Raw genomic sequence first — 24,516 nt, 5'->3', positions numbered from 1 at the left:
GGCGCCGGCACGCGGCCACCCGCAGAGCGTGATCAACGACGGCGCCCACCGTCACGCGCGCGCTGTGCAGGCGCCAGAAACGTCACATCATGCCCGAGTGTCTGCGAGACTCCGGGAAACCATGAAGATTTTGTGGATCGTCTGCGTCCTCGTCCTGACGGGCTGCACGGCAGCCCCAGCGGGCACCGTGCCGAGGACACCGGCGGCGAGCACGCCCCCTGCCGCATCGCCCACAGAGAGCGACCTCGACGACGAAAAAGACGAGGATGCCTCTGACCACAGCGCCAGCACGGTGCTCGACGTGGCGGTGGCGGGCCCGGACGCGGCCTGGGCGGTCGGCTATGCCGTAACCGTGGAGGACGAGCCGTCCGACGGCGTGCTCCTGCGGATGGACCACGACGGATGGCGTGTCGACCAGCGCCTGTACGAGCGATTCCCTGGCGCGATCGACTCCATCGTGTCGGGAGTGGACGCCGACGGACCGAACGAGGTCTGGGCGGTCGGCGACACCGGCGACCTCGACGAGGACTCCGAGGAGGTGCGGCTCCCCTTCGCCCTGCGCTGGGACGGCCGGCGTTGGAAGACGTTCAGACCTGCTCAGCTCCCGAAGGTCGGCGCGCTGGCCGACGTCGCCGTGGACGGTTCGCGGGCGTTCCTGATCGGTAGGCGCGGGGAGGGCACGACGTCCGTCCCTGTCCTCGTGACCTGGAACGGCAGGCGTTTCGGCAAGCAGGAAGTCCAACGCGGAGGCAGATTCCACGCCGTGGACGCCGGAGCCAGGCAGGTGTGGATCGCGGGCAGCTCATCCAGCGGGCGATGCGCTGACTCGCGCCCGGCGATCTGGCACAGTGCGACTCCCGGCAGCACGCCGGTGGAGATGCGATTGCCCGCGCTGGGCCAGGGCATGCTGCGGCACATCTCGCAGAACGGGCCGTCCGATGTGTGGGCGGTGGGTGAGCGCGGCACCTCGGGGGACTGTGACGAGTACGGTACAGGCAGACCGCTGATCCTGCACTGGAACGGAAGCTCCTGGACGCAGGTCGAACCCCCAAGGTGGAAGGGCTCGCTGTACGGTGTCGCCGCCGTCGGCGAGGACGACGTGTGGGTGGTGGGCTACGAAGAGGACGTGACGAGCGAAGTCACGTTGCTGCACTACGACGGGCGGCGGTGGAAGCGCAAGGCCGGGTACACCGAAGGCGGCTCGAACGTCTCCGGCCTCGCCCGGGTCGACGCCAACCTGTTGCTGGCCGCCGGGGACCGCTGAGCCGACCGTTCTCTCCGATCCCGTCCTCTCCTGCACCCGATCGGCATCCCAGCGGCCACCGCGCGATCCGGAGGTGTGGCGGCGGCAGCGCGGTCTGCTCGCCCGATCTGCTGGTCCTGCGGACCGTCCCCGTGGTCCTGTCAGGACAGGGGGCAAGTGCTGGCCGGAGCGAGGGGGTGACTTGCGTGCGCTCGCTTCCCGGAAGTGCCGACCTTTCGCGGCCCCCATCGCGTTTGACGGGTACCGACATGAGGAGAGACGTTGGATCGCGATGCCGGCTTCCGAGCGTTCGTGGATGCCCATCAACGCTCGTTGTTACGCCTGGCCTACCTGCTCACCGGAGAGACCCACCGCGCCGAGGATCTCCTGCAGAGCGTGCTGGTTCGCATGGTCGGGCGGTGGTCGAAGTTGCACCACATCGACAACCTCGACGCCTACGCGCGCAAGGCCATGGTGGCGGCGCCGCGGATCGGGGAGGTGCCGAGCGCCGATCCGCCCGATTGCGCGTACTCGACCGAGGACTCCGCCGTGTTGCGGGTCGTCCTGCATCAGGCGCTCATGCGGCTGACGCCCAAGCAGCGTGCGGTGATCGTCCTGCGCTTCTACGGGGACCGGACCGAACGAGACGTCGCCGACCTGCTGGGCTGCTCGGTCGGCACCGTGAAGAGCCAGACGCACCACGCCCTGGCCCGGCTGCGCTCGCTGGCGCCCGACCTGGCGCCGAGACTGCCCGCCCTGGATGACCCGGCCCGTAGTGAGGGGGCACGCCGATCACCTGGCTCGGAGATCAGCTTTCCCGCATCGCCGACGGCATGCCGGAGCGCGACCTCGCCACCAAGGCGTTGGAGGTCCGTCAGCGCAGGCGGCGCAACGTCGTGGCGCCAGCCGCCGCCACGGTGGTCGTCGTCACGCTGCTCGCCGCCACCGTCGGGCTGCGGGCCCTGCCCACGCAGCCGCGTGCCGCCGCCCGCCCGGATGCGCCGCCCGAGCTGACCACCATCAGGGTGGGGGTGATGCCGACCGCCGAGCGGGGGTCGTTGGACCTGGCGCAGACCGACTACCTCACGGTCATGGCGAGGAACGCGGCCCGCGAGAGGGTCAAGGTGGTCGCGAGCATGTACCGGGCCGCGCCGGGCAGCTTCGCGATCGTCGTGGACGCCAAGTCGAAGATCCGCACGGCGGAGGACCTCAAGGGCAAGAAGGTCGCGGTCCCGAACCTCATGGTGCTCCAGACCCTGATGCTGGAGGCGGTGCTCAAGCAGGCAGGGCTGGAGCGCAAGAACGTCCGGAGGATCGAGATCACCTATCCCATGATGCTTGACGCGCTCAAGAGCGGCCGGGTCGACGCCGCGGTACTGGCCGAGCCGTTCGTCACCTTGGCCCGTGAGAGCCGGCGCACCCGCGTTCTGGAGGACCCGGCGACCCGGCAGCTCGCCGGCCTGCACACGGCGGGCATGGCGGCCTCCGACGAGTGGATCGGTGCGAACCCGCGCACCCTGGCGGTGCGATGCCCAGCGACATGAGGATCACCGAGGCGACCGCCGCGAAGCTCTCCCTCGGCTCGTATCCGGCGCGGCTGGACCACGCGGAGCTGCGGCGCATCGCCGACCTGGGCTTCGCCTACGGCTGGTTCGAACGCCCGGTCGACCTCGGCAAGGTGATCGTGAAGGGCGGCTGAGGCGACGGCCGGAGACGGTCACGCGGGCTGCCGCGCGTGTCCTAGAGGCGTTCACGTTCATACGCCGCTGGGCTTTCTGCCTCGTTTCCACCGCACGGGCACGGTGCGGCGGCGGCTGCCACGCCGGGAGGTGGCGGTGGAGGGCTGGACCTGGCCGGCCTCGGCGGTGTCAAGGTAGCGGATCAGCGCCTGACGGTTACGGTCCAGCACCTCCATGCGCTCCTCGATGTCCCGGAGGGTTTCTCGCAGGATGCCGACCAGGTCCGGGCAGCTGGTCAGCCGTGGCTGCTTGCCCGCGGCGCACGGCAGCAGGTCGCGGATGACCTCGGTGGACAGCCCGGCGGCGAGCAGGCCCCGGATCTGCGCCACGATCATGGGGGCGTCGTCGGCGTAGTCGCGGTAGCCGTTGGCCAGCCGGACGGAGGTGAGCAGGCCCTGTGCCTCGTAGTAGCGCAGCAGCCGGGTGCTGACCGAGCTGCGGCGCGCCAGCTCGCCGATGAGCATGTGATCTGCCCCGTATCAGCTTGACGTTCCAACCGATGTCAAACTTTAGCGTCGCTTCCATGCAGTACACGCATCTGGGCCGCACCGGCCTTCAGGTTTCCCGGCTCGTGCTCGGCACCATGAACTTCGGGCCGGACACTCCCGAGGACGTCAGCCACGCGATCATGGACCGTGCGCTCGACCTCGGCATCAACTTCTTCGACACCGCCAACATCTACGGCTGGCGCCTCGGCGAGGGCTGGACCGAGCAGATCATCGGACGCTGGCTGGCCAAGAGCGGGCGCCGCGACGACATCGTCCTGGCCACCAAGGTGTACGAGCCGATGGGGGAGGGCCCGAACACCCGTGGCCTGTCGGCGCTGCACATCCGCCGCCAGGTCGAGGACAGCCTGCGCCGCCTGCGTACCGACCACATCGATCTCTACCAGGCGCACCACATCGACAGGGCCACGCCGTGGGAGGAGTTCTGGCAGGCCATGGACCTCCTGGTGGACCAGGGCAAGATCTTGTACGTCGGCTCCTCCAACTTCGCCGGCTGGCACATCGCCCAGGCCAACGAGGCCGCTCGGCGACGCCACTCGCTCGGCCTGGTGAGCGAGCAGTCGCTGTACAACCTCGCCGAACGCACCGCGGAGCTGGAGGTGCTGCCGGCCGCCCGCGAGTACGGCCTCGGCGTGATCCCCTGGTCCCCGCTGTACGGCGGCATCCTCGGCGGCATCCTGCGCAAGACCCACGCCGGACGCGCCTCAGGATCCGACCTCGCCGCCAAGCGGCTGGCGGCCAACCGCGAGCGGGTGGCGGCCTACGAGCTGTTCTGCGACGAGATCGGCCGCCCTCCGGCCGACGTCGCCCTGGCCTGGCTGCTCCATCAGCCCGGCGTCACCGGCCCGATCATCGGCCCGCGCACGCTGGATCAGCTCGACCGCTCGCTGCAGGCCCTCGATCTGCGTCTCGGCGCGAGCGAGCTGGCCCGCCTCGACGAGATCTTCCCCGGCCCCGGCCCGGCCCCCGAGGCATACGCCTGGTAACCGGCCCGCCACCGACGTCCGAGGGACCGGAGATGCGGAAGAGGCCAGCCCCATCCCGCTCGGCAAGCAGGAGAACCGCAGGCCTCCCGCCGGTCCAGCAGCCGCGGGCTGGCGCCCGGGCTCAGCGGTCGCACATCGTGGCGGTGAAGGCGTCGATCAGGTGCTGCCGGTTCTTGGGCACGCCTGTGGTGTAGACGGTGGCGGCGCGCCCGGCCCGGTCCCGGCCGCTGATCATCGCGGCGCCGGGCATGTCGCCGGCGGCGAAGTAGGTGTCGCCGCAGCCGGTCCTCATCCGGATCACGCCCAAACCGTAATGGGCGTCCGCGGGCCAGCCTTCCTGCTCGACCTTGACCGGCCGGGTCATCATCTTGCCCAGCGGGGCGTTGCGCCAGAACCGGTTGAGGTCCTCGGGAGTGGAGACCAGGCCGCCGCTGGGGCCGAACTCGTAGGCGGGAAGCCGGTCGGTCAGGTCCACCTCGCCGTCCTGCGGGTGGCCGGGGTGCACCCCGTAGGTGCGGGCGTGCGGGCCGCGGATGCCGTAGTCGCCCTTGGCCGGCCAGTACGTGTCCCGCATCCCGTACGGCTTGAGGATCAGCTCCCGGCTCGCCTGGCGGAAGTCCTCGCCGGTCACCGCGGTCACGATCATGCCGAGGACCAGGTAGTTGGTGTTGGCGTAGGCGAAGGAGCCCCGGGCCGTTGGCTTGCGGGCCAGCGCCACTCGCAGGAAGTCCGGAAAGGGCTCCGTCCATTCGATCGCGTCGAGGAACTCGGGCAGGCCACTGGTCTGCTGCAGCAGCATCCGGACGGTGATCTTCCGCCCGTCGATCCCGGCGCCGTCGCCGGTGCCGCGCAGCACCCCGGGCAGGTAACGCTCCACCGGCGCGGCCAGATCGATCTTCTTCTGCTCGGCCAGCCGCAGCACTGTGGCGGCGATGATCGGCTTGCTCCCGCTGGCGATCCTGAACCGGCCCTCGGGCCCGATCATCGGCTTCCCGCTTCCTCGCCGGGCGGTGCCGGAACGCCGGGTCACGCTCGCCCCGCTCGGATCGCGTACCTGGCTCAACGCGCCTGCCATGCCGTCCGTGGTGGTGAGCGCGTCAAGGCTGGACTGCGGCGAGGGAGCCGCGGTGGCGGCATAGGCGGGAAGGACAGGGGCGAGGACCAGGCAACCGGCGGCAAGAGAACCAGCGACAGCAGCAGCGAGCAACTTCGTCATGCATCCAATGTCTCGGGAATCTCATCAAAGCTCAGTCGCGCTTGCATGCCTGTGCGGGTGGGGTCTTCCCTACCATCGAGATGATCGCCAAGCGACGCATACGCTCACGCCACCCGCCTGGCGCACCCAAACGCCACTCTCTACCGCCGGTGGGTCACTCGCGCAGTTTCCTTTCCGCCCCTCGGTACACCCCTGCCTGGCGGCCCTCGAAGATGCCATCAACGCCGGGCAACGTGCCTAATCAGATCATGACTGACCTGCGGAACAGAGCTCACACCACAGCGATCTTCGCGGGGCGTGCGGGGGCGGAGGGGTGGCCGCGTTCCCCGCCGAGAACGTGCCCAGCGACACCCACTCGCCGCTTCCTGCACCTCACTCTGAAGGTTGTCGCGAAACGGCCTGGCAGACCGGATTCAAAGTACTCGCGAGAAGGTAGGTCGTCGAAAGGTCTCTGTCCTGGCCGATGAACGCCCGCCGCAACGTGGTCGACTTTGAAGGCAAACCCTCGCGCAGCGAAACCCACCTGACCGTCGCTTCAATCACGCTCATGACCAGACGATTGACCAGGAAAAGGCCACGAGCATGGACCAGGCATCGGACCGACGCAGTCCCGGCGGCCTGACCCACCCGTGGAGCCGGATCGAAGCCGCCTCCTCGGGAGCCGGCTCACTCGTCCGGCTCACTCCTCCGGCAGGGCGAGCGTGCGGGCCGCGTGGCCGGCCCACGCCGTCAGGAACGTCTCCCGGTCCAGGTCGCCCGGCGTGTGGCCGATGAGAATGCGCAGCAGCGGGAAGTAGGTCAGCGACGAAATGAGCACGGCGGCCGTGGCCTCCGGGTCGGCCGCCTCGGCCACGCCCGCCGCCCGCTGGGCCTCGATCCAGACAGTGCACTCGCGGTACAGAGTGGCCAGCACGCCCTGCCACATCGGCTCGAAGATCTCCGGGAACGCGGTGAACTCTCGCAGCATGATGCGCACCAGGTCCCGGTCGCCGTCGATCACGTTCCACACTGCGTCCGCCATCAGGCGCAGCGCCTGGCGGGGGTCGTCAGGGACGTGCTCCACCACCTGCGCCCTCCGGCGCGCCATGGTGTCCAGGTTGCGCCGCACGGCCGCCTCCAGCAGGGCCTTCTTGGAGGGAAAGTGCTTGTAGAGCGCTCCCGAGCCGCCGGCCAGGCCGCAGGCGCGCTGGATGTCGGTCACCGAGGTCGCGTCGTAGCCGTCCCGCGCGAACAGCCGGATGGCCTCGTCCAGGATGCGTTCCCGGGTCACGCCCGGGGTCGTTCTCGCCATAGTGAGAGAGTACTCTCTTTCCATGGTTCAAGTGATCGTGGAAGAGACCATCCGCTGCACGCCACAGGAATACCTGGACTTCGTGATGGACGCCGAGCGCTACGCGGAGATCGACGACAAGATCGGCCCGATCGACTGGGTGCGTCGCGTCGGCCACATCGTGGAGTTCAGGTTCCGCCCCCGGCTGCCGGGCATCCCGGGCCCCGCGCCCAAGCTCGTCTCCCAGATGCGCCTGACCCCCGGCCGGCGCGTCGACGTCCGTTACGCGCCCCTGCCCCGCAACCGGCTCAACCACCTGCTGTCCCGCTTCAGCGCCTCCTTCGAGGCGGAAGCCGTCGCGGACGGCGTCTCCCGGGTGCGGCGCACGATCTCCATCGACTTCGCCCCGTTCCTGCGCTGGCTGCTGGAGCCGGCCCTGCGCCGCCGGCTGCCCGCCGACGTCCGCAACGAGGTGCGGGGGTCCAAGCGGCGGCTGGAGGGCGAGGAGTCCGGACCGCCGCCGGCCTGAGCCCTCCGGTGGCGGTCCGGCCGGCCGCGTCACGCGACGGCGGTCCCTTCCAGCTAGACCATCAGGTCGGGGATCGCCAGCCGCGTCACCCCGAGCATCGTGGTGGACGGCGCCACCCCTGCGCCGCCCAGGCCGCCTCACGGGCGAGAACACCCCCACCTGGTTGCGCCCACTTCCCATGCCCGAGGTCCTCCGTCTGGACAGTGGAAACACCGAAGAAACGGCCGACCCCCTAGACCTGGTCCTCGAACATTCCGGCGCCGGCAGATTCCGCGCAGGGCCTCCCCCAGTGCACCGGCGTGTCCAACAGGAAGGGACTCATTGTGATACGAATCACTGCTCCGCGCATGGCGGGCTTGGCCTGTGCCGTCCTGGCCTTGAGCACCGTGTTCCCCGGTACCGCGATGGCCACGGCTCCCGTGGCCGAAAGCGCCGGCCGACCGAAGATCGCCGACGTGCAGAAGGCGCTGGAGACGGTGGCCCGGACGCCCGGCGTGGTGGGCGTCATCGGGGAGGTTTACTACGACGGCAAACGCATCGGCAAGGGCTCGGCCGGCTCGCGCCTGCTCGATGGCAAGGGCGGGAAGATTCCGTCCGATGCCCGTTACCGGATCGGCTCACAGACCAAGCAGATGACCGCCACCATCGTGATGCAGCTGGTCAGGGAGGGCACACTGAGCCTGGACGACAAGCTCAGCGAGGTCCTGCCGCAGGTGGCCGAGCAAGACCTGGTCGAATACGCGTCCGACATCACGGTACGCCACCTCATTACCCTGACCAGCGGCGTCCCGGAATACCTGCCCGCCGCGCCGTTCGACTTCACCACCCGCTACACCCCCAACCAGTTGCTGGAGATCTCCCGCAAGAGGCAGCGGCCGGTGGAGATCGGTACGTGGAACTACTCCAACACCAACTACCTCCTGCTCGGCATGATGATCGAGAAGGTGACCGGCCACAGCATGGCCGCCGAGTTCGACCGGCGCCTGTTCGGCCCGTTGAAGATGACCGACAGCTATCTGCCCACCAAGCCGCCGCAGGGCATCAAGGGCCCCCACGGACACGGCTACTGGACCGACGAGACCGGCAAGCTGCGCGACGTCGACCGGCTCAACGCCAGCACCCTGCTCACCGCCGGAGGCGTGATCTCCACCGCACGCGACGTCAGCCGCTTCCAGCAGGCCTTCCAGCAGGGCAAACTGCTGCCCGCCGACCTGCAGAAGGTCATCACCGACCCGCCGCCCGGCCAGGCCCCGCTGCCGGCGGGCGGCCCCTGCGCGGGCAACCCCGAACTGCTCCCCGGACACGGCGGCGCCGCACCCGGCTTCGCCGCCACCACCTACACCTCCTCCGACGGCCGCCTGCAGTACGCCGTCTCCACGACGGTGGCAGGCCGAGAACCGGAACGGGAGGCGGCCATGCGAGCCGTCTCACAGTCCGTCAAGGCGGTGTTCTGCCCGGCGAGCTAGGCCACCCGGCCCTGGCCGGGTCGCTGGTGGCCACCGCATGGCGGTCGGCGTAGCGGCCCACCACGTTTGGTGCCCAGGACGGGGCACAGGCCGTAGCCGAGAAGGATCAGAGTCGTGGTGCGGGGAGGAAAGCACAGCGCGAGCTGCCTTGCTGAGCTCCGCCCGGTAGAGCCGCCGACCGCGGCGGTGGGCCAGGTCCATCCATGCCTGAGCGAATGCCTTCCCTCGGCGCTGTAGAGAGCGATCAGCGTGCTCATGGTGCTGGCTCCGTGCTGCCGAAAGATCTGCAGCTGCACAAGGAGGAGATTGCCCCGGGTGCAAGGCATGTGGCGGGCGTGCGCGTAGGATCCGATGCTGCGAACTGAGCCTGCTCGGGGGCTGCTGAGACCTCATTGTGGTCACGAGATGTCCAGCCACAAGCTGTCGGAACCACTCGACCGCCCTTCAGCTCGGCCGGCTCCCCCCGATCGGCCGCACCCGTCCCACCGTCCTACGCTCGGACCTGGCCGGCGACTGACCCTCGGCCGGCCGGCGTCCGTCGTACGCCGCGCCACGCGCAACGCACCTGGGTTTATGGACGCGAAGAAGCGGAGGGGCCGGCGTCCGGCAGCGGAAGGCTTCGCAGTCGCGGTTTTTGGATCTTTCCCGAACCCGTCTTCGGCAGGTCGTCCGCGATGTCGAAATAGACCGGAATCTTGTACTTGGCCAAGCGAAGGCGCAGGAATTCGCGCAGCTCGTCGGTGGTGACACTCGCTCCGGGGCGTAGGACCACGAACGCGCGGCCGACCTCGCCCCATCTGGCGTCGGGTACGCCGAGCACCGCGACCTCGGCGACTGCCGGATGCTCGAAGATCACTGCCTCGACCTCGGCCGGATAGACGTTCTCCCCGCCCGATATGTACATGTCCTTGACCCGGTCGATGACGTACAGGTGATCCTCCTCGTCCAGGACGCCGATGTCGCCGGAGCGGAACCAGCCGCCGTCGGAGAACGCGGCGGCGGTCGCCTCCGGGTCGCGCCAGTAGCCGGGGGTCACGTTCGGCCCCTTGATGAGCACCTCTCCTGGCTCTCCCTCGGCCGCGTCCGTGCCGTCGGGCCGCACGACCCGCACGTCGGCGAAGAACACCGGCACCCCTGCCGAACCCACCTTGCGCACGCTCTGACTGGCCTCGAGGAACGTGGCGCCGGGCGCGGTCTCGGTGAGCCCGTATCCCTGGCAGAACACCAGGCCCCGTTCCTGGTACGTGCGGATCAGCGCGGCGGGGATCGCCGCTCCCCCGGCCATGAGGTGGCGCAGCGACGACAGGTCCGCGCCGGCCCACCTGGGCGACCGGGCGAACGCGGCGAACATCGTGGTGACCCCGAACATCCACGTGACCCTGTGCTTCTCCATGAGGTCGTAACACTCGTCCACGTCCCAGGACGGCGTGATCACCGAGCAGCCGCCCTTGAGGAAGGTCGGCAGCAGAGTCTGGTTCAGGGCGGCCACGTGGAACAGCGGCGCGCTGATCAGCGTCACCTCGTCGCTCGTGACATCGACGCCGAGCAGGAGGTTGAAGCAGTTCCACACGAGGTTGCCGTGCGTCAGCATCGCGCCCTTGGGCCGCCCGGTCGTACCCGAGGTGTAGAGGATGAGCGCGGTGTCGTCCAGCTTCACGGGCGTGTCGATGGGGGTGGGATCGCCCTCCGCCAGCCAGGTGTCGTAATGCCGCTCCCCCGGCCCCGGAGCGTCGAGGGCCACGACCTCTCGAAGGGCGGTCGCGGTGCCCGGCAGGGCTCGCACCACCTCGACGCACTCGGGCGCGTAGATCAGGACCTCCGCGCCCGAGTGGTCCAGCATGTAACCGATCTCGGGCGCGGCCAGCCGGAAGTTCAGGGGCACGAAGATCGCCCCGAGCAGATGCGAGGCGAACATCGTCTCGACGAAGGCGACGTGGTTGCGGCCGAGGTAGGCGACCCGGTCACCGCCCCGCACCCCCGCTGCGCGCAACCGCGACGCCAGCCGGGTCGTCCGTTCGTGTACCTCGGCGTAGGTGACAGGCCGGTCCGCGAAGATGAAGGCGGTCCGATCGGGTGTCATCTGGGCCCGGCGGGCGGGCCACCCTCCCAGTCCGGCGTTGCGCATCGGTGTTGGACCTCCTGTGAGGTGAGGGATCACAGGTCAGGCGTAGTGCCGGTAGATCGCCCGGGCGGCGCAGGCCGGCTTGGCCGCACCGTCGGTCTCGACGGTGAAGTCGACCGTCATCTGCACGCCGTCGCCGGGAACGTCCTCGACCGAGGCGACCGTCCCGGCGAGGCGGATCCTGGCGCCCACCCTGACCGGGCTGGGGAAGCGAACCTTGTCCAGGCCGTAGTTGATGCTCATCTTGACGTCCCGGATCTCCAGCAGCTCGTTGAACAGCGGGATGATCAGGGACAGGGTCAGGTAGCCGTGGGCGATCGTGCCGCCGAACGGTCCGTCCTTAGCCCTGTCGGGGTCGACGTGGATCCACTGGTGGTCGCCGGTGGCCTCGGCGAAGACGTTCACCCGCTCCTGGGTGATCTCCAGCCAGCCGGTGTGGCCGAGGTCCCTGCCGGCCAGCGCCCTGATCTCGTCCAGCCCGCTCACCGTCGTGGTCATCTGTCTGTCGTCCTCTCTGCTCCGCCGAGCCCGAGCAGGCGTACGGCGTTGTCCTTCAAGATCTTCGGGCGGACCTCGGGCTTGATGTCCAGCTTGTCGAAGTCGGCCAGCCAGCGGTCCGGGGTGATCACCGGATAGTCGGACCCGAAGAGCACCTTGTCCTTCAGCAGCGTGTTGGCGTACCGCACCAGCTGCGGCGGGAAGTACTTCGGCGACCATCCCGACAGGTCGATGTAGACGTACGGCTTGTGCGTGGCGACCGCCAGCGCCTCGTCCTGCCACGGGAACGACGGGTGGGCCAGGATGATCCGCAGCTCGGGGAAGTCCACGGCCACGTCGTCCACCAGCATGGGATTGCCGTACTTCAGCCGGATCCCGCCCCCGCCGGGGACGCCCGCGCCGATGCCCGTCTGCCCGGTGTGGAACAGCGCGATCGCGCCGAGTTCCTGGATCGCCTCATAGAGGGGATAGGCGATGCGGTCGTCGGGCGAGAAACCCTGGATGCTCGGGTGGAACTTGAACCCGCGCACGCCGTACTCCTCCACCAGCCGCCGCGCCTCGCGGACCCCGGCCTTGCCCTTCCAGGGGTCCACGCTGGCGAACGGGATCAGCACGTCGGCGTGCTCGGCGCAGCTCTCCGCGACTTCCTCGTTGGAGATGCGCGGGTGCCCGGTGGCGTGCTCGGCGTCCACGGTGAACACCACCGCCGCCATCTTCCGCTCCCGGTAATAGGCGGCCATCTCCTCGATGGTCGGCTGCCGGTGCCCGTGCGCCTTGAAGTAGTCCGCGGAGGCCCCGAACAGCTCCGGGCTCAGCGACCCGTGCCCGTCCTTGGAGATCTCCGCGTGGGTGTGCACGTCGATCGCGACCAGCTCGTCCACGTTCATTTCCGGCATCTCAGGCTCCCTCGGGCGCCTTCGGCGCGGGAATGCCGTACGTCTCGGGCTCGGCGCCGACACCCGCCTCCCATGAGGCGGCGATGGCCTCGGCCGTCCAGCCGCCGTCGGCGAACGCGACGGTCTTCTCCTTCGGATGCGCCCACAGCGCCAGGCGGTCCCCGCCGATGCCGATCGCCTGGCCGGTCACGCCTGCGGAGGCGTCGGAGGCGAGGAAGACGACGAGCCCCGCCACGTCCTCGACCGTGCCCAGTCCCTCGTCCTTGCGCAGCCAGTCCGGGAACGGCTTCCCGGTGCGCTCGGCCTCCTCGATGACCGGCGCGAACGCGGGAATGGTCTTGGTCATCTCGGTCGCGGCCACCGGGACGACCGCGTTCACCGTGACGTTCGCCCTGGCCAGCTCCATCGCCCAGGTGCGGGCCATCGCCACGATGCCGGCCTTGGCCGCCGCGTAGTTCGTCTGGCCGAAGTTGCCGCGCTGCCCGGCCGGCGAGGAGATCAGGATCAACCGGCCGCCCGTCCCCTGCTCGCGCATCCGCACCGCCGCCGCCCGCGCGCAGGTGAACGTGCCGCGCAGATGAACGTCGATGACGGCGTCGAAGTCCTCGTCCGACATCTTCCACAACACCCGGTCGCGCAGAACGCCCGCGTTGGTGACCATCACGTCCAGCCGGCCGAACTCCTTGACCGCGGTGGCGACCAGCCGTTCGGCCACTTCCGCGGTGCCGACCGGGGCGACGACGTCCACGGCCTTGCCTCCGTCACCGGTGATGGCCTCGACCACCTGCGCGGCCGCTCCGGCGTCCACGTCGTTGACGACCACCGCCGCCCCGGCCGCGGCCAGCGCCTCGGCGTACGCGCGGCCGAGCCCGCGGCCCGCACCTGTGACGACGGCGACCTTGCCGGAAAGATCCATGGGATTCCCCCTCATTGGAATGTGTGACGATCTCAAGACGATCGTCAAATTTTTGCCTGATGTTCAAGGTCAGGCGAGGACGACGTTCTCCAGCCACTGACCGACGCGCTTGACCACCTCGTCACCGAAGGTGCGGGCGTCGACGTTGTCGGCGTGGATCTCGATCACCGGGAACCCGGCCGCCTCCAGTGCCCTGGCCGTGAAGTAGCTGCCTCGGGGATCGTCGGAGACCAGGTGGACCACGCCGTCGATGCCGTGCAGGCGGGCCTCCTTCACGTACCATTCGCTCGACCACGGCGGGGTGTAGAGCTGGTCGCCGAAGGCGGCGAAGCGCGCCGCCAGCGCTCTCATCGGGTCGTCGCCGTAGCGGATGTACCCGTCGGCGGCGATCGCCAGGTACATCGACCAGACGAACACCGCGCCGTACTCGTCCTGGAAGCGCTGGTAGAAGCCCATGTCGTACCAGAGGCCGCGGCCGATCCACATCAACCGGGCCCGCTCGTCCGGGCACGCGGCCTGACCCGTCTCGACCCGGTCGCGCACCTCCTCGTAGAAACGCTTGGCGATGTCCCTGGCCCACTCGGTGCCACGGTGCCATTGCGGGAGCATGACGCTGGGGATGCTGTCGACGACGCCGAGCGGGGCGGGCCGGGTGCGGGCGATGAGGTCGCGGGTCTTCCTGTTCCACTCCTCCTGCTCGTCGACCAGGGCCATCACCTCGCGAAAACGCGACTCGCTGAACCGCCTGCCGGTGGTGGTCTCCAGGAACCTGACGAGGTTCTCCAGCTCCGCGGTGAGCAGGTCCAGCCTGGCCGGGCCGATGGCCTGCTCCCAGCGGTGCGGCATGAGCTCCCACCAGTTGACGGAGACCTCGTTCTCGGCGGCGCTTTCCAGCGGGTAGAAGGTCACCCCTGGCTCGTGTCCCCAGATGTCGAAGATCTTGCGGGTGATGTCGCCCGTGACGTCTCCGACGACGATGTCTGGTCTGGGCAGGCCGCCCCACGGACCGGCCTCCGGTTCCGGATCGAAGGCGGAGCCGAGGGTGACCGAGTTGTACTGCTCCGAGTAGTCGGGGTACCCGCGCTGCCGCACCAGCTCCAGGTAGTGCTGCGAACGCTGCTTGGCGGCCACCAGGGACGCCCACCATTGGCTGACCGCGTACGGGATGTCCATCGTGCGGAAGATCTCGTGCGGGACGTCCGCGTTCAGCAGGGCGAACGGCTCGCCGGCGGCGACCCGCCTGCGCAGGTCGGCGAACCATTCGCGCTGGTGTCTGCCCGCCTCGGCCGCCGTGGCGAGGGATTTCACACTGCGCATGGATGTTCCTTCCGCAGGGCGCTCAGATCGGCACGCCCGTATTCCTGGCGCTCCAGCAGCACGGCGGGGATGTCGAGAGCCGCCCGCTGGGCGGGGAAGTCCCAGGCTGGAGCCTCGTCCCCGACCCTGGAGTAGGCGACGAGGAGCTCGGCACGGCAGTGCCGTACGGCTCTCGCCGCGTGGGCGGCGCGCTCGCTCACGGTGGCCCGGTGGGCGGTCGGACCGCTGTAGTGGTAGTGCTCGACCAGCGCGTCCAGGCCGCCCGAGCCGCTGGGCCCCTCCGGGGACGGGCCGCCGAAGGAGTGGTCCTCGCCGACGATCACGTAGCCCTCGGACTCGACGGCCTCGTACACGTGTGGCGTGTCGTGGTCGCTGCCGCTCAGGAAGACGCGCCGCCCGGCGTGCTCCTCAAGCTGTCCCGCCTCGGCCAGCAGCCGTTCCAGCAGCGCGATGTGCTCGTCCACGGGCAGGACCGCGTTGGCCACCGCGAGGAACTGCCGCCCTGTCAGGCGGGCGGGCACCGCCCTGCGCAGCTCGGCGGCGGCGGCCAGCAGGCGGCGCCGCTCGTTGTGCGCCGCCACCGCCCCGGCGAGGTCGAGGGTACGGCCGGTCCACGCCTCCAGCCTGGCCGCGAACTCACCGATCCTGCGACGGTTGTACCGGGCGGTCGTGCGGTGCGGCAGGTGCAGGATGTCCACGAGGTACACCTCGGGCAGTCCCGTGCCCGGCTCCACGCGGCGCAGCTCGCGCAGCGCGTAGAACAGCCGCAGGGAGGCCTCGCAGTCATGCGAGATCACGAGGTGGTCCAGGTCGCCGAAGGACCCGGCGAGCAGCCGCGTGAGCACCGAGCGGGCCATCGGGTCCACCCCTCGGCCCAGGTACCGGTCTCCGAGCTCGGAGCCGGACTCCGGGTCGCCCGTGAGGCGGAGCGCGCGGAGACCCGCGGCGGTCAGCAGTTCGACCGGCACGTCCGCCCCGACGTGGCCGGCGACCGGCGTCCGGTCGCCGGCCGGGAGTTTCGAGGCGGCCGGGGGTGCGCCGCGCCGGGCGTACGCCTCCTCCAGCATGGCGAGCGCCATCGGCATGTCAGATCACCCCCTCCTCGGCCAGGGCCTTGAGCTCGTCGTCGGAGTAGCCGAGCAGGCCGCCGTAGATCTCGGCGTTGTGCTCGCCGAGGGCGGGCGCCGACCGGTCGAGCCCCGTCTCCGAGTCGGAGAAGCGGATCGGCACGCCGGTCCCGTACAGGTCCGCGGCACGACCGTGGCGCGGATGCTCCAGCGGCACGACCTCCTCTCGTTCCAGCACGAGCGGGTCGCGTACGGCGTCGCCGGGCTCACGCACCTCGGCGGCGGGGACGCCGTGCCGGGTGAGCGCGTCGAGGATCTCGGCGAGCGGGCGGTCCGCCGCCCACGAGGCCACCAGACTGTGCAGCTCGCCGGCGTTGGCCACGCGCGCGTCCCGGGAGGCGTACCGCGGGTCCGCGGCCAGATCGTCGCGGCCCATCGCCGCGAACAGGCCGCGGGCGAAGGCGTCGGTGGGGCCGCACAGCGCGAACCAGCCGTCCGCGGCGGGGAACGTCCCGAACGGCGCCAGTCTGGGCACGGTCGTCCCCGTGCGCATGGGCAGGCCCAGCTTCTCGTAGGCGTCGAATGGCTCGCACGCGACCAGCGAGGTCAGCGCCCCCAGCATGGACACGTCCACGTGCTGGCCCTGGCCGGTCGCGTCGGCCCGCAGGACCGCGGCGAGCGTGCCGATCACCGCGTACAGCGGCGCGACGAGGTCGCCCACCGGCAGCCCGAAGCGGACGGGTGGCTCGCCGGGCGCGCCCGCGGTCATCATCACGCCGCTGAGCGCCTGGATGATGGTGTCCATCGCCTTGCCCGAGCCGGGGCCGCCCTGCGCGCCGAAGCCGCTGATCGACGTGCACACGATGCGCGGGTTGATCGCGCTCGCCCAGTCGTGGCCGATGCCGAGCCGCGCCATGACGCCGGCGCTGTAGTTGTCGATCATGATGTCCGACACCCTGACCAGGCCGGCCAGGAGGTCCCGGGCCTTGGGGTGCTTGAGATTGAGCGTGACGCTCTCCTTGTTGCGGCCCCGGAGAAGCATCGACACGGACATGTCGTCGTCCCCGTGGCGGCCCAGCGTCAGCCCGTCCGCCCCGAGATAGGGGGCGTTGTTGCGGGAGGTGTCGCCGCCGGTCAGCGGATTCTCCACCTTGATCACGCGGGCGCCGAGCCCGGCCAGCAACAGGGTCGCGTACGGTCCGGACAGTGCGGTGGTCAGATCGATCACCGTGCGGCCGGCGAGCGGGCGGTCAGCCACGCAGCACCACCTCGTCTCCCTCCCACTGGAACTCCGTCTTCAGACCCGCCTGTCGTGTGATGTGCTCGATGTACGACACGACCCGCCGTCCCTCCTCGTCGTCGCCGAGCGGCACCGGACGGCCCGCGTCGTCGATCCAGCAGGGCACGATGCGGGCCGAGACCAGGCCGTCCCGATCGAACCGGCACACCGCGATCGCCGTGTTCCTGCTCTCCGGATGAAAGGGGTAGTACGGCATGTCCGGGTCGGGCGCGAAGCCGTACAGCTCGACTCTGCGGCGCGCCCACGCGGCCCGTTCGCCTGCGTCGCCCATGGTGGGCGTCAGCGCGCGGGTGACGGTGACGAAGTTGCCGAGCCCGTGGTAGATCGGCCGGCCGCGGTACATCTCGACGCCCCGCATGATGTGGGCGTGGTGGGCGAACACGGCGTGCGCGCCGGCGTCGATGGCGGCGTGCGCCACGGGCCGCTCGTACATCGCGAGGACGGCGGGCGTGTGCCCGACGCCTTTGTGCAGCGACACCAGCACGACGTCGGCCTCGGCGGCCAGGGCCGCCACGTCCTCGGCCATCCGCTCCAGAGAGGCGGGGTCGGCGAAGGTGTAGACGGCGGGCGGCCCGCCGGGGCTGGCGTGGTCGAGCTCGTAGTGGGTCAGCACCTTGATGTACGCGCAGCCGGGCTTGCGGCTGGTCGCCCAGGATTCGCGGGGGCCGACGCAGTTGTAGCTGAGCACGCCGATCCGCGACCCCTCGCGCTCCACGACGGCGGGGCGGCGCGCCTGGTCGAGGGTCAGGCCGGCACCCGTGGTGGTCAATCCGGCCTCGGTGGCGTACTTGATCGTGTCGGCCACCCCCTGGTCGCCGACGTCGTAGACGTGGTTGCCCGCGAGCGTCACCACGTGGAAGCCGGCGTCGGCGACCGCGGAGAGCGCGGCGGGATCGGCGGGCGGGGCGGGGACGTCGGTGCTGACCTGAGCGGTGGACGTGCTGTGGGGCACCTCGATGTGGCCGATCACCACATCGCCCCGGCCCAGCGTCTCCCGGGCCGGGGCGAAGAAGGACGCGGGGTCGGGCTCGTCGACGATGAGGTCGCCGACGGCCATTACCGTGAAACTCAAGAGGTGGTCTCCTCCTCCAGCAGGCGTTCTTCCGGGGTCCGGGCCGCGCGCCCGGAGAAGCGCGACAGGAAGGCCCGGAGGCGGGGCGAGGCGGGGTTGTCGAAGATCTCCTCCGGCGTGCCGGTCTCGATCACCCGGCCGTTCTCCATGAAGACGCACCGGTCCGCCACCTCGCGGGCGAAGCTCATCTCGTGCGTCACGATGATCATGGTCATGCCGCCGCGGGCGAGGCCGAGCACGACGCTCAGCACCTCGTCCACCAACTCGGGGTCCAGCGCGCTGGTGGGCTCGTCGAACAGCATGATCCGTGGGTTGGTGGCCAGCGCCCGGGCGATGGCGACGCGCTGCTGCTGTCCGCCGGAGAGCTGCCGGGGATGGGCGTCCGCCTTGTCGGCGAGACCCACGCGCTCCAGCAGCCGCAGCGCCTCCTCACGTGCCTGCTCCGGCTTCCGTCCGTGGACCAGCACCTGCGCCTCGACGACGTTGCGCAGCACGTTCCAGTGCGGGAACAGGTTGAACTGCTGGAAGACCATGCCCATGCGACTGCGCTGGGCGGCCACGCGCCGGTCGGGCAGGGGGCGCAGGTGGCCCCGGTGGAACTCGTAGCCGAGCAGCTCCCCGTCGAGGTACATGGCCCCGCCGTCGATGCTCTCCAACTGGTGGACGCAGCGGGCCAGGGTCGACTTGCCCGACCCGGACGGGCCGATCACGGTGACGACCTCGCCCTCGTGCACGTCCAGGCTCACCCCGTCGAGCGCCACATGGTCGCCGAACTGCTTGCGTACGTCGCGGATGCGCAGGACCGGTGCGCCGCTCACCGCTGCCCCTTTCCGAAGTGCCGCTCCAGGCGCCGCTGGCCGAGCGACAAGGCGGTGACCACCACCAGGTACCAGGCGCAGGCGACGATCAGCAGCGGCACGATCTCGTAGGTCCTGTTGTAGATCACCTGCACCGAGTACAGCAGGTCGGCCATCGCGATCACGCTGACCAGGGAGGTGCCCTTGAGCAGGCTGATGAACTCGCTGCCGGCGGGCGGGACGATCACCCGCATCGCCTGCGGGAGCACGATCTTGACGAAGCTCTGCCTGGCCGTGAACCCCATGGCGCGGGCGGCGTCACGCTGGCCGCCGTCCACGGCCAGGATGCCGGCCCTGACGATCTCGGCCATGTACGCGGCCTCGTGCAGGGTGAGCCCGATGACGGCCGCGGTCAGCGAGCTGATCACCGAGTTGGTCGGCCACGAGACGAAGGTCGGGCCGAACGGCACTCCCAGCGGGATCCGCGGCAGCAGGTAACCGAGGTTGAACCAGAAGATCAGCTGGAGCAGGGGCGGAATGCTGCGAAAAATCGTGACGTAGCCGCCGCAGGCCCAGGCCACCGGCCGGAAGCCGCTCAGCCTGCCCGCCGCGAGAAGCACCCCGAGCACACTGCCCAGCAGCATCACTATGACGGTCAGCAGCAGCGACATGCCGAGGCCACGCAGGACGTTCGGGTCGAACAGATACTTGCCGACAACCGGCCACTCGAAGCGCGGGTTGGTGACGAGGAACCAGGCGAACTGCGCGGCGAGCACGAGCAGCACGACTCCGGCCACCCAGCGCAGAGGGCGGATCCGCGGGCGGGCGGCGGCGACGTCCACGGCCTGTGGTGCCACGCTCATTGCGCCGCCGCGGTGTTCATCTTGGGCTCCTGGACCGCCACGTTCTGGAGCCCGTACTTGTCCATGATCTTCTTGTACTCGCCGTTCTTGAAGATCTCCTTGAACGCTTCGAGCATGACGGGGCCGAGACCGCTGGACTTGGGCACGAGCATCGCCAGCTGGTCGACACCGGCGCCCTGCTCCTCGGTCTGCGTGACGTACGTGAAGGCGTCCTTCTCCTTGGCGAGCACGTCGAGCGCGGCGCTCTCGGTCATGCCGGCCGCGTCGGCCCTGCCGGACTTGGCGGCGAGGATGGTGCCGTTGGTGTCGGCGAAGCCGATGAAGTCGAGCCCCGGCTGACCCTGCTTGGCGCACCATTCGGTCAGGCGCTTGGCCTGGTCCTCCACGATGCTGCCCGCGGTGCCGGCGACGCGCTTGCCGCACAGGTCGTTCGAGCTCTTGATGGCCGAGGATCCGGCCTTGGGGATCAGGTAGGAGGTCCGGGTGACCATCCACACGAGCGCGTCGAACTGCTTCTCCCGCTCGGCGCTGTCCTTGACCGGACCGTTGAAGGCGTCGTACCTGGAGGCGAGCATGCCGGACAGCGCCGCGGGCAGGCCGCTGACGATCGAGATCTCGGTGCGGACCCCCAGCACCTTGCCGAGGGCGTCCTGCAACTCCTTGTCGATGCCCGTGACGGTCTTGCCGTCGTTGGCGACGATCCGATAGGGCGGGTGGGAATCCCCGGCGAATCGGATGACGCCCGCTTCCTTGATGGCCTCAGGCAGGGCGTCGTACAGAGCTGTCGCACCGGCCGGCCGCTGCGTCTCGCCGTCGCCTCCGCCGCAGGCTGCGACGCCGGCGAGGGCCAGAGCCGCCGCACCCGCGAGGATGGTCCTGGGGATTCTCATGGTGATCCTTCCGCGACCAACTAATGCTGCAGTTATTTCTGCGGTCGTGGGGATAAGTGTCACATCTAGAGATGCACACCTGTCAAGAGGCGGCTGTGCGGAGGCGATGACGAGCGGGGCGAGCCGAAGCACCGCCCCACCGCCGGGAGCGATCAGGTGAGCGCGAGGATGGAGCTGGTCCGATGGTGGGCGACCAGCTCGGCCAGCTCGGGCTGGAACTCCGCGACGATCTGCTTGACGCGGAACTCGGCGAGCGGCCCCAGGGTGTCGTAGATCTCCACGAAAAGGTCTCTTGCCGCGGCGCGCGGCCAGTCGGCCGGCAACAGCTCCGTCGGCAGGTCGGGGTCGTGGTTGGGGAACGTCCGCCAGGTGTCCATGATCCCCGTACGTGCGACCAGCGCCTCGGACGCGCCGACCGCGCCCCTGCGGACGCGTTCCAGAAGAGGCGCGTACTGGGCCACGAAGCCCTCATAGGTGCGCCGAAGCTGATCGAAGTCCCACGCCTCCTGCGGGGCCCGCATGCCCGGGAGGTCAAGGGCCTCGGCGCGGAAGATCGTCGCCATGGGGATCTCCAGCTCGGTCAGCACGGCCGCGGCGCTGTCGGCGTTCGCGGTCGGCGAGACCCACAGCCCGTCGTAGAGCGGGGCGAAGCCGAGCCAGCGCAGCCTGGCGCGCAGCGCGTGGCGCAGGTCGCGCTGCTCCTCGGAGATGGAGAAGGCCGCCATCACCCATCGTCCGTCCCACGCGCCCTGTTCCAGGCCGAAGGACATGATCCGCTGCCGCCCTTCCAGCAGCACCGCCGCGGCCCGATCCGTCAGGCGGTAGTAGGTGCGCCGGCCGATCTTGGAAGACTCCAGCAGATCCCGCCTGGTCAGGCGGCTGAGCGCGGCCCGGGCCGCCACGGCGGAGACACCGAACTCCTCGGTCAGCCGCACCAGGGCCGCGGACGGCAACTGCTCGGGCCGGCCGATCCAGTAGTCCCCGAGCAGCGTCGTGATCAGGTGCTGCGGGGGTGCGCCCACCTGGAAGCGCGGAAAATCGACGCCCTCCGCCTCAGAGCTCTCTCGATCATTCACATCAGAAGTATATTGACAACGCCTGATCGCGCGCTCGTTATTCGAATGTCACGCTTTGATCCGCCGCCGAGGTCACCCGGTCGCCGCAGGCCAGGAGGTCCAGACGGTCGCGGCAGGTCGCCGAGCACGCGACCGCCGACCACTGCGGGCGATCACTCCGCCCAGTCGTCCGGGCGGCAAACAGGGGATTGACATTGATGACAGAAGGCTGAACGATCGTCTGCGTTGACGGCGGACATCCGCCTCACAGCGGCTGCCAGGCGCCCCGCCGGCCATTCGCGGACCTCTTCGGGCCCCGGCCCAACACCCCCTGCCCGTCCATCCACCGTGGAGGCAACGCAACCATGTTTGCCCGCTCCATGACCGCCCGGATCCTGCTGGCGGCGACCGCGGGGGCAGTCGTCCTCGCCGGCTCCGGCACCGCGGCGTCGTCCGCCCCGAATCCGCCGCCGAAGACCCCCTCGGCCGGCGCCTCGACGCGGGCCGTGCTGCCCACGGTGCGTGAGGCCGCCGAGGGATTGCCGGGGCACACCGTTTATCGTCCGGCCGATCTCAAGGCACTGCCCAAGGACAGCCTGCCCGTGATCGTCTACGGCAACGGCGCCTGCGCGACGAGCAACCTCGAAGGGATCACCTTCCTCACCGGCCTGGCCTCCCAGGGATACATCGTCGTGGCCAACGGCGGGGTGGACGAATTCGCCGTCCCCAACACCCCCGAGAACACGATCGCGCACCCCGAGGCCCTCCTCGCGGCCGCCCACTGGGCCACCGGGTCGAAGCAGTCCCGCAAGCAGTTCGGCGGGCGGGTGGACACGACGCGGGTCGGAGTGCTCGGCCACAGTTGCGGCGGCGTCGAAGCCCTCGCCGCCGGGACCGATCCCGTGATCGACGCGGTCGCCGGATTCAACACCGGATACTTCGCGGAGCCGGCCTTCGGCGGCTACGGGCGCGACCGTCTCGCCGATCTGCACACTCCGACGCTGCTGGTGAACGGCGGTCCGGACGATGTCGCCCACCAGAACAGCATCGACAACTACGCCCTGCTCGACGTCCCCGCCGCCCTGGTCAGCGACACCGCGGCCGGCCACACCGGCTTGATCGCCGGTCTCGAGGCCACCAAGGGCTGGCAGGTGGCCGCGGACTGGTTCGACTACGTCCTGCGCGGGGACCGGGCCGCCGGGGCGCGCTTCGTCGGCCCCGACTGCGGACTGTGCACCGAGGACGGGTGGAAGGTCGAGTCGAAGGGGCTGTCGCTGTGATCCGCCGTAAGACGATCGCGTGCCTGGCCTTCGCGTTGGCGGCCGTCGCCGGAAGCGGGACCGCCGCCACCGCCACCGCCACGCCCCCCGGCGGCACGCCGTGCCTGCCGGACTCCCCCGCCCGCCCCACCTGCATCAGCGGCACCCTCGCTGACGGCACGCCCTACGAGTTCGTCGTCCCGGCCCGCTGGAACGGCGCCGTGGTGGTCGCCCTCGACTTCGCCGGCCCGGGCCGGAACGAGCCCCTGACCGCGCGGTTGCTGGCCGACGGCGTGGCCCGCGGCGGGACGAGCCGGGCGATCACCGGCTGGGACATCCGGTCCGCCATCGACAACCAGGCCGAGGCGCTGGCCCGCTTCGAGGACGCCTACGGCCCGGCACGGTACGCGATCGGTTCCGGGACCTCGATGGGCGGTTTCGTCGCCGCCGGCGTCGCCCAGGTCCACCCCGGCGCCTTCGACGCCGCCGTCCCGATGTGCGGCGGCCTCGGCGGATCCGTCGGCCAGTGGAATCAGAAGCTCGACACGGTCTTCGTGCTTGAGCGCCTGGTCGCGCCGGGGCTGCCGGTCGTCGACATCCCGAAGGACGTCGACTCGGCCCGGAAGGCATGGATCGACGCCCTGGCCGCGGCGCAGCAGACCCCCGAGGGGCGGGCCAGGATCGCGCTGGCCGCCGCTGTCGGCCAGTTGCCGGCCTGGGGACGGAACCCCGACGGGTCCACGCCGCCGCCTCCGGGCAGAGGGGACGCCGACGCGTTGCAGCAGGGCGCCTACCTGGCGCTCGCCGGCGGGCCCCTGCCCTACGTGGGACAGGCCATGAGCAGCCGACGCCAGATCATGGACGTGGTCGGCGGAAACCCGTCCTGGAACACTGATGTGGACTACGAGAAGCAACTGAGCCTCGCCGATCCCGTCCTCCGGCGTGCCGTCCGCGACCTGTACAAGGCGGCAGGTCTGGACCTCGCGGCCGACTTGAGCGACCTGGCCGCGGCGCCCCGCATCGCGGCAAACCCGGACGCCGTCGAGCGCTTCTCGCACGGCATCGTCCTGACCGGTGACCTGCGCATCCCTGTGCTGACCGTGTCCGGCACCGGTGACCAGATCTCCACCGTCGCCCAGCAGCAGTCGTACGAGGAGAAGGTGCGCCGGGCAGGAGCGGGCTCCCTGCTGCGCCAGACGTACACCGAGACCGTCGGCCACTGCGACTTCTCGCCGGCGGAACAGGAGGCGGCGCTGCTGACCATGCTCGACCGGCTGCGGAGCGGTCACTGGCCCGCGACGTCCGCCCCGGCGATGAACGCCCGTGCGGCGGCCCTGGCGGCCGACCCCGCCCCCCGCTATGTCCCGTTCACCCCGCCCCGGTTCAACCGCCCCTATCCCAGCTGAGCCGTACGCGGGCGGTGGGCCGGGGCGACCACCGCCCGCGATGTCGTCGCCTGATGAGGGGGATGTAGGGGGTTGGCCAGGTCTTCTGGACACGGTTGACTCA

General features: G+C 70.2%; 23 protein-coding genes and 2 pseudogenes. 9 read left to right on the top strand and 16 right to left on the bottom strand.

Translation table 11 applies throughout. The features are described from left to right. Positions 1-28 precede the first annotated feature (28 nt). From ACBR40_RS13530 to ACBR40_RS13515, 4 genes and pseudogenes are all read left to right on the top strand, one after another. Positions 29-1,264, top strand: coding sequence for a hypothetical protein (locus tag ACBR40_RS13530; RefSeq protein WP_371248873.1), 1,236 nt, complete (start codon positions 29-31; stop codon positions 1,262-1,264). Between the two features lie 291 nt (positions 1,265-1,555). After that, positions 1,556-1,915: pseudogene (locus ACBR40_RS13525) on the top strand (sigma factor-like helix-turn-helix DNA-binding protein); the annotation flags it as partial. A 161-nt stretch (positions 1,916-2,076) separates the two neighbouring features. Continuing rightward, positions 2,077-2,787 carry an ABC transporter substrate-binding protein gene (locus ACBR40_RS13520; RefSeq protein WP_371248872.1) on the top strand — a complete coding sequence of 237 codons (711 nt, stop codon included), beginning with the start codon at positions 2,077-2,079 and terminating at the stop codon, positions 2,785-2,787. Beyond that, positions 2,784-2,942: a hypothetical protein gene (locus tag ACBR40_RS13515; protein WP_371248871.1), complete on the top strand. Its 159-nt coding sequence runs from the start codon at positions 2,784-2,786 to the stop codon at positions 2,940-2,942. The genes ACBR40_RS13520 and ACBR40_RS13515 overlap by 4 nt, the downstream gene beginning before the upstream one ends. 57 nt (positions 2,943-2,999) lie before the next feature. On the opposite strand, the gene ACBR40_RS13510 is transcribed toward ACBR40_RS13515, so the two are convergent. Continuing rightward, positions 3,000-3,446: a MerR family transcriptional regulator gene (locus tag ACBR40_RS13510; protein ID WP_371248870.1), complete on the bottom strand. Its 447-nt coding sequence runs from the start codon at positions 3,444-3,446 to the stop codon at positions 3,000-3,002. 59 nt (positions 3,447-3,505) lie between these two features. On the opposite strand from ACBR40_RS13510, the gene ACBR40_RS13505 reads away from it, so the two are divergent. Further along, the gene (locus ACBR40_RS13505) at positions 3,506-4,474 is read left to right on the top strand and encodes an aldo/keto reductase (RefSeq protein WP_371248869.1); all 969 of its coding nucleotides are present in this window, start codon (positions 3,506-3,508) and stop codon (positions 4,472-4,474) included. A 121-nt stretch (positions 4,475-4,595) separates the two neighbouring features. On the opposite strand, the gene ACBR40_RS13500 is transcribed toward ACBR40_RS13505, so the two are convergent. Next, positions 4,596-5,690, bottom strand: a complete 1,095-nt coding sequence (locus ACBR40_RS13500) for a serine hydrolase domain-containing protein (RefSeq protein ID WP_371248868.1) — start codon at positions 5,688-5,690, stop codon at positions 4,596-4,598. 679 nt (positions 5,691-6,369) lie between these two features. Beyond that, complete coding sequence (locus ACBR40_RS13495) at positions 6,370-6,981, bottom strand: TetR/AcrR family transcriptional regulator (RefSeq protein ID WP_371248867.1); 612 nt, start codon at positions 6,979-6,981, stop codon at positions 6,370-6,372. A 22-nt stretch (positions 6,982-7,003) separates the two neighbouring features. Between ACBR40_RS13495 and ACBR40_RS13490 the strand changes: the two genes are divergently transcribed. Further along, on the top strand, positions 7,004-7,489 hold the full coding sequence (locus tag ACBR40_RS13490; RefSeq protein ID WP_371248866.1) for an SRPBCC family protein: 486 nt from the start codon (positions 7,004-7,006) through the stop codon (positions 7,487-7,489). Between the two features lie 53 nt (positions 7,490-7,542). Here the strand turns inward: ACBR40_RS13490 and ACBR40_RS13485 are convergent. Next, positions 7,543-7,620, bottom strand: a pseudogene (locus ACBR40_RS13485) (RidA family protein); the annotation flags it as partial. Between the two features lie 255 nt (positions 7,621-7,875). On the opposite strand from ACBR40_RS13485, the gene ACBR40_RS13480 reads away from it, so the two are divergent. Continuing rightward, on the top strand, positions 7,876-8,955 hold the full coding sequence (locus tag ACBR40_RS13480; RefSeq protein ID WP_371248992.1) for a serine hydrolase domain-containing protein: 1,080 nt from the start codon (positions 7,876-7,878) through the stop codon (positions 8,953-8,955). A 571-nt stretch (positions 8,956-9,526) separates the two neighbouring features. On the opposite strand, the gene ACBR40_RS13475 is transcribed toward ACBR40_RS13480, so the two are convergent. The 12 genes from ACBR40_RS13475 to ACBR40_RS13420 all read right to left on the bottom strand — a co-directional run bounded on the left by ACBR40_RS13475 (position 9,527) and on the right by ACBR40_RS13420 (position 21,769). After that, the gene (locus ACBR40_RS13475; protein WP_371248865.1) at positions 9,527-11,080 is read right to left on the bottom strand and encodes a long-chain fatty acid--CoA ligase; all 1,554 of its coding nucleotides are present in this window, start codon (positions 11,078-11,080) and stop codon (positions 9,527-9,529) included. 36 nt (positions 11,081-11,116) lie between these two features. Continuing rightward, positions 11,117-11,575 (bottom strand): MaoC family dehydratase, encoded by a 459-nt coding sequence (locus tag ACBR40_RS13470; RefSeq protein ID WP_344213697.1) that lies wholly within the window; start codon positions 11,573-11,575, stop codon positions 11,117-11,119. Next, entirely contained in the window at positions 11,572-12,471 is a 900-nt protein-coding gene (locus tag ACBR40_RS13465) for an amidohydrolase family protein (RefSeq protein WP_344213699.1), read from the bottom strand. Before ACBR40_RS13465 ends, ACBR40_RS13470 begins: the two co-directional genes overlap by 4 nt. A gap of 1 nt (position 12,472) precedes the next feature. Then, positions 12,473-13,387 carry an SDR family oxidoreductase gene (locus tag ACBR40_RS13460; RefSeq protein ID WP_371248864.1) on the bottom strand — a complete coding sequence of 305 codons (915 nt, stop codon included), beginning with the start codon at positions 13,385-13,387 and terminating at the stop codon, positions 12,473-12,475. A 69-nt stretch (positions 13,388-13,456) separates the two neighbouring features. Beyond that, complete coding sequence (locus ACBR40_RS13455; protein WP_371248863.1) at positions 13,457-14,704, bottom strand: 2-hydroxyacyl-CoA dehydratase; 1,248 nt, start codon at positions 14,702-14,704, stop codon at positions 13,457-13,459. Next, entirely contained in the window at positions 14,692-15,789 is a 1,098-nt protein-coding gene (locus ACBR40_RS13450) for a 2-hydroxyacyl-CoA dehydratase (protein WP_371248862.1), read from the bottom strand. Before ACBR40_RS13450 ends, ACBR40_RS13455 begins: the two co-directional genes overlap by 13 nt. A gap of 1 nt (position 15,790) precedes the next feature. Next, positions 15,791-17,029 (bottom strand): CaiB/BaiF CoA transferase family protein, encoded by a 1,239-nt coding sequence (locus ACBR40_RS13445; RefSeq protein WP_371248861.1) that lies wholly within the window; start codon positions 17,027-17,029, stop codon positions 15,791-15,793. Continuing rightward, a complete protein-coding gene (locus ACBR40_RS13440) occupies positions 17,022-18,143 on the bottom strand; it encodes a CapA family protein (RefSeq protein ID WP_371248860.1) in 1,122 nt (373 codons plus the stop codon). The genes ACBR40_RS13445 and ACBR40_RS13440 overlap by 8 nt, the downstream gene beginning before the upstream one ends. Further along, the gene (locus ACBR40_RS13435; protein WP_371248859.1) at positions 18,140-18,961 is read right to left on the bottom strand and encodes an amino acid ABC transporter ATP-binding protein; all 822 of its coding nucleotides are present in this window, start codon (positions 18,959-18,961) and stop codon (positions 18,140-18,142) included. Before ACBR40_RS13435 ends, ACBR40_RS13440 begins: the two co-directional genes overlap by 4 nt. Then, on the bottom strand, positions 18,958-19,803 hold the full coding sequence (locus ACBR40_RS13430) for an amino acid ABC transporter permease (RefSeq protein WP_371248858.1): 846 nt from the start codon (positions 19,801-19,803) through the stop codon (positions 18,958-18,960). Before ACBR40_RS13430 ends, ACBR40_RS13435 begins: the two co-directional genes overlap by 4 nt. Beyond that, a complete protein-coding gene (locus ACBR40_RS13425) occupies positions 19,800-20,693 on the bottom strand; it encodes a transporter substrate-binding domain-containing protein (protein ID WP_344213715.1) in 894 nt (297 codons plus the stop codon). Before ACBR40_RS13425 ends, ACBR40_RS13430 begins: the two co-directional genes overlap by 4 nt. Positions 20,694-20,845: 152 nt before the next feature. After that, positions 20,846-21,769: a PaaX family transcriptional regulator C-terminal domain-containing protein gene (locus ACBR40_RS13420; protein ID WP_344213717.1), complete on the bottom strand. Its 924-nt coding sequence runs from the start codon at positions 21,767-21,769 to the stop codon at positions 20,846-20,848. A gap of 359 nt (positions 21,770-22,128) precedes the next feature. On the opposite strand from ACBR40_RS13420, the gene ACBR40_RS13415 reads away from it, so the two are divergent. Next, positions 22,129-23,028: an alpha/beta hydrolase family protein gene (locus ACBR40_RS13415; RefSeq protein WP_371248857.1), complete on the top strand. Its 900-nt coding sequence runs from the start codon at positions 22,129-22,131 to the stop codon at positions 23,026-23,028. Next, a complete protein-coding gene (locus ACBR40_RS13410) occupies positions 23,025-24,413 on the top strand; it encodes an alpha/beta hydrolase family protein (protein WP_371248856.1) in 1,389 nt (462 codons plus the stop codon). The genes ACBR40_RS13415 and ACBR40_RS13410 overlap by 4 nt, the downstream gene beginning before the upstream one ends. Positions 24,414-24,516 lie beyond the last annotated feature (103 nt).

It is taken from the genome of Nonomuraea sp. AD125B (genome assembly GCF_041402765.1).
Classification (GTDB): domain Bacteria; phylum Actinomycetota; class Actinomycetes; order Streptosporangiales; family Streptosporangiaceae; genus Nonomuraea; species Nonomuraea bangladeshensis.
Note: the sequence above shows the minus strand (reverse complement) of the source record. Positions and strands in the feature narration are given on the sequence as shown.

What these genes read in the sequence shown, in the direction of transcription:
- ACBR40_RS13520 (WP_371248872.1), top strand. Translation starts at nt 2,077, where the DNA reads ATGCCGGAGCGCGACCTCGCCACCAAGGCGTTGGAGGTCCGTCAGCGC.
- ACBR40_RS13515 (WP_371248871.1), top strand. Translation starts at nt 2,784, where the DNA reads ATGAGGATCACCGAGGCGACCGCCGCGAAGCTCTCCCTCGGCTCGTAT.
- ACBR40_RS13510 (WP_371248870.1), bottom strand. Translation starts at nt 3,446, where the DNA reads ATGCTCATCGGCGAGCTGGCGCGCCGCAGCTCGGTCAGCACCCGGCTG.
- ACBR40_RS13505 (WP_371248869.1), top strand. Translation starts at nt 3,506, where the DNA reads ATGCAGTACACGCATCTGGGCCGCACCGGCCTTCAGGTTTCCCGGCTC.
- ACBR40_RS13500 (WP_371248868.1), bottom strand. Translation starts at nt 5,690, where the DNA reads ATGACGAAGTTGCTCGCTGCTGCTGTCGCTGGTTCTCTTGCCGCCGGT.
- ACBR40_RS13495 (WP_371248867.1), bottom strand. Translation starts at nt 6,981, where the DNA reads ATGGCGAGAACGACCCCGGGCGTGACCCGGGAACGCATCCTGGACGAG.
- ACBR40_RS13490 (WP_371248866.1), top strand. Translation starts at nt 7,004, where the DNA reads ATGGTTCAAGTGATCGTGGAAGAGACCATCCGCTGCACGCCACAGGAA.
- ACBR40_RS13475 (WP_371248865.1), bottom strand. Translation starts at nt 11,080, where the DNA reads ATGCGCAACGCCGGACTGGGAGGGTGGCCCGCCCGCCGGGCCCAGATG.
- ACBR40_RS13470 (WP_344213697.1), bottom strand. Translation starts at nt 11,575, where the DNA reads ATGACCACGACGGTGAGCGGGCTGGACGAGATCAGGGCGCTGGCCGGC.
- ACBR40_RS13465 (WP_344213699.1), bottom strand. Translation starts at nt 12,471, where the DNA reads ATGCCGGAAATGAACGTGGACGAGCTGGTCGCGATCGACGTGCACACC.
- ACBR40_RS13460 (WP_371248864.1), bottom strand. Translation starts at nt 13,387, where the DNA reads ATGGATCTTTCCGGCAAGGTCGCCGTCGTCACAGGTGCGGGCCGCGGG.
- ACBR40_RS13455 (WP_371248863.1), bottom strand. Translation starts at nt 14,704, where the DNA reads ATGCGCAGTGTGAAATCCCTCGCCACGGCGGCCGAGGCGGGCAGACAC.
- ACBR40_RS13450 (WP_371248862.1), bottom strand. Translation starts at nt 15,789, where the DNA reads ATGCCGATGGCGCTCGCCATGCTGGAGGAGGCGTACGCCCGGCGCGGC.
- ACBR40_RS13430 (WP_371248858.1), bottom strand. Translation starts at nt 19,803, where the DNA reads ATGAGCGTGGCACCACAGGCCGTGGACGTCGCCGCCGCCCGCCCGCGG.
- ACBR40_RS13425 (WP_344213715.1), bottom strand. Translation starts at nt 20,693, where the DNA reads ATGAGAATCCCCAGGACCATCCTCGCGGGTGCGGCGGCTCTGGCCCTC.
- ACBR40_RS13415 (WP_371248857.1), top strand. Translation starts at nt 22,129, where the DNA reads ATGACCGCCCGGATCCTGCTGGCGGCGACCGCGGGGGCAGTCGTCCTC.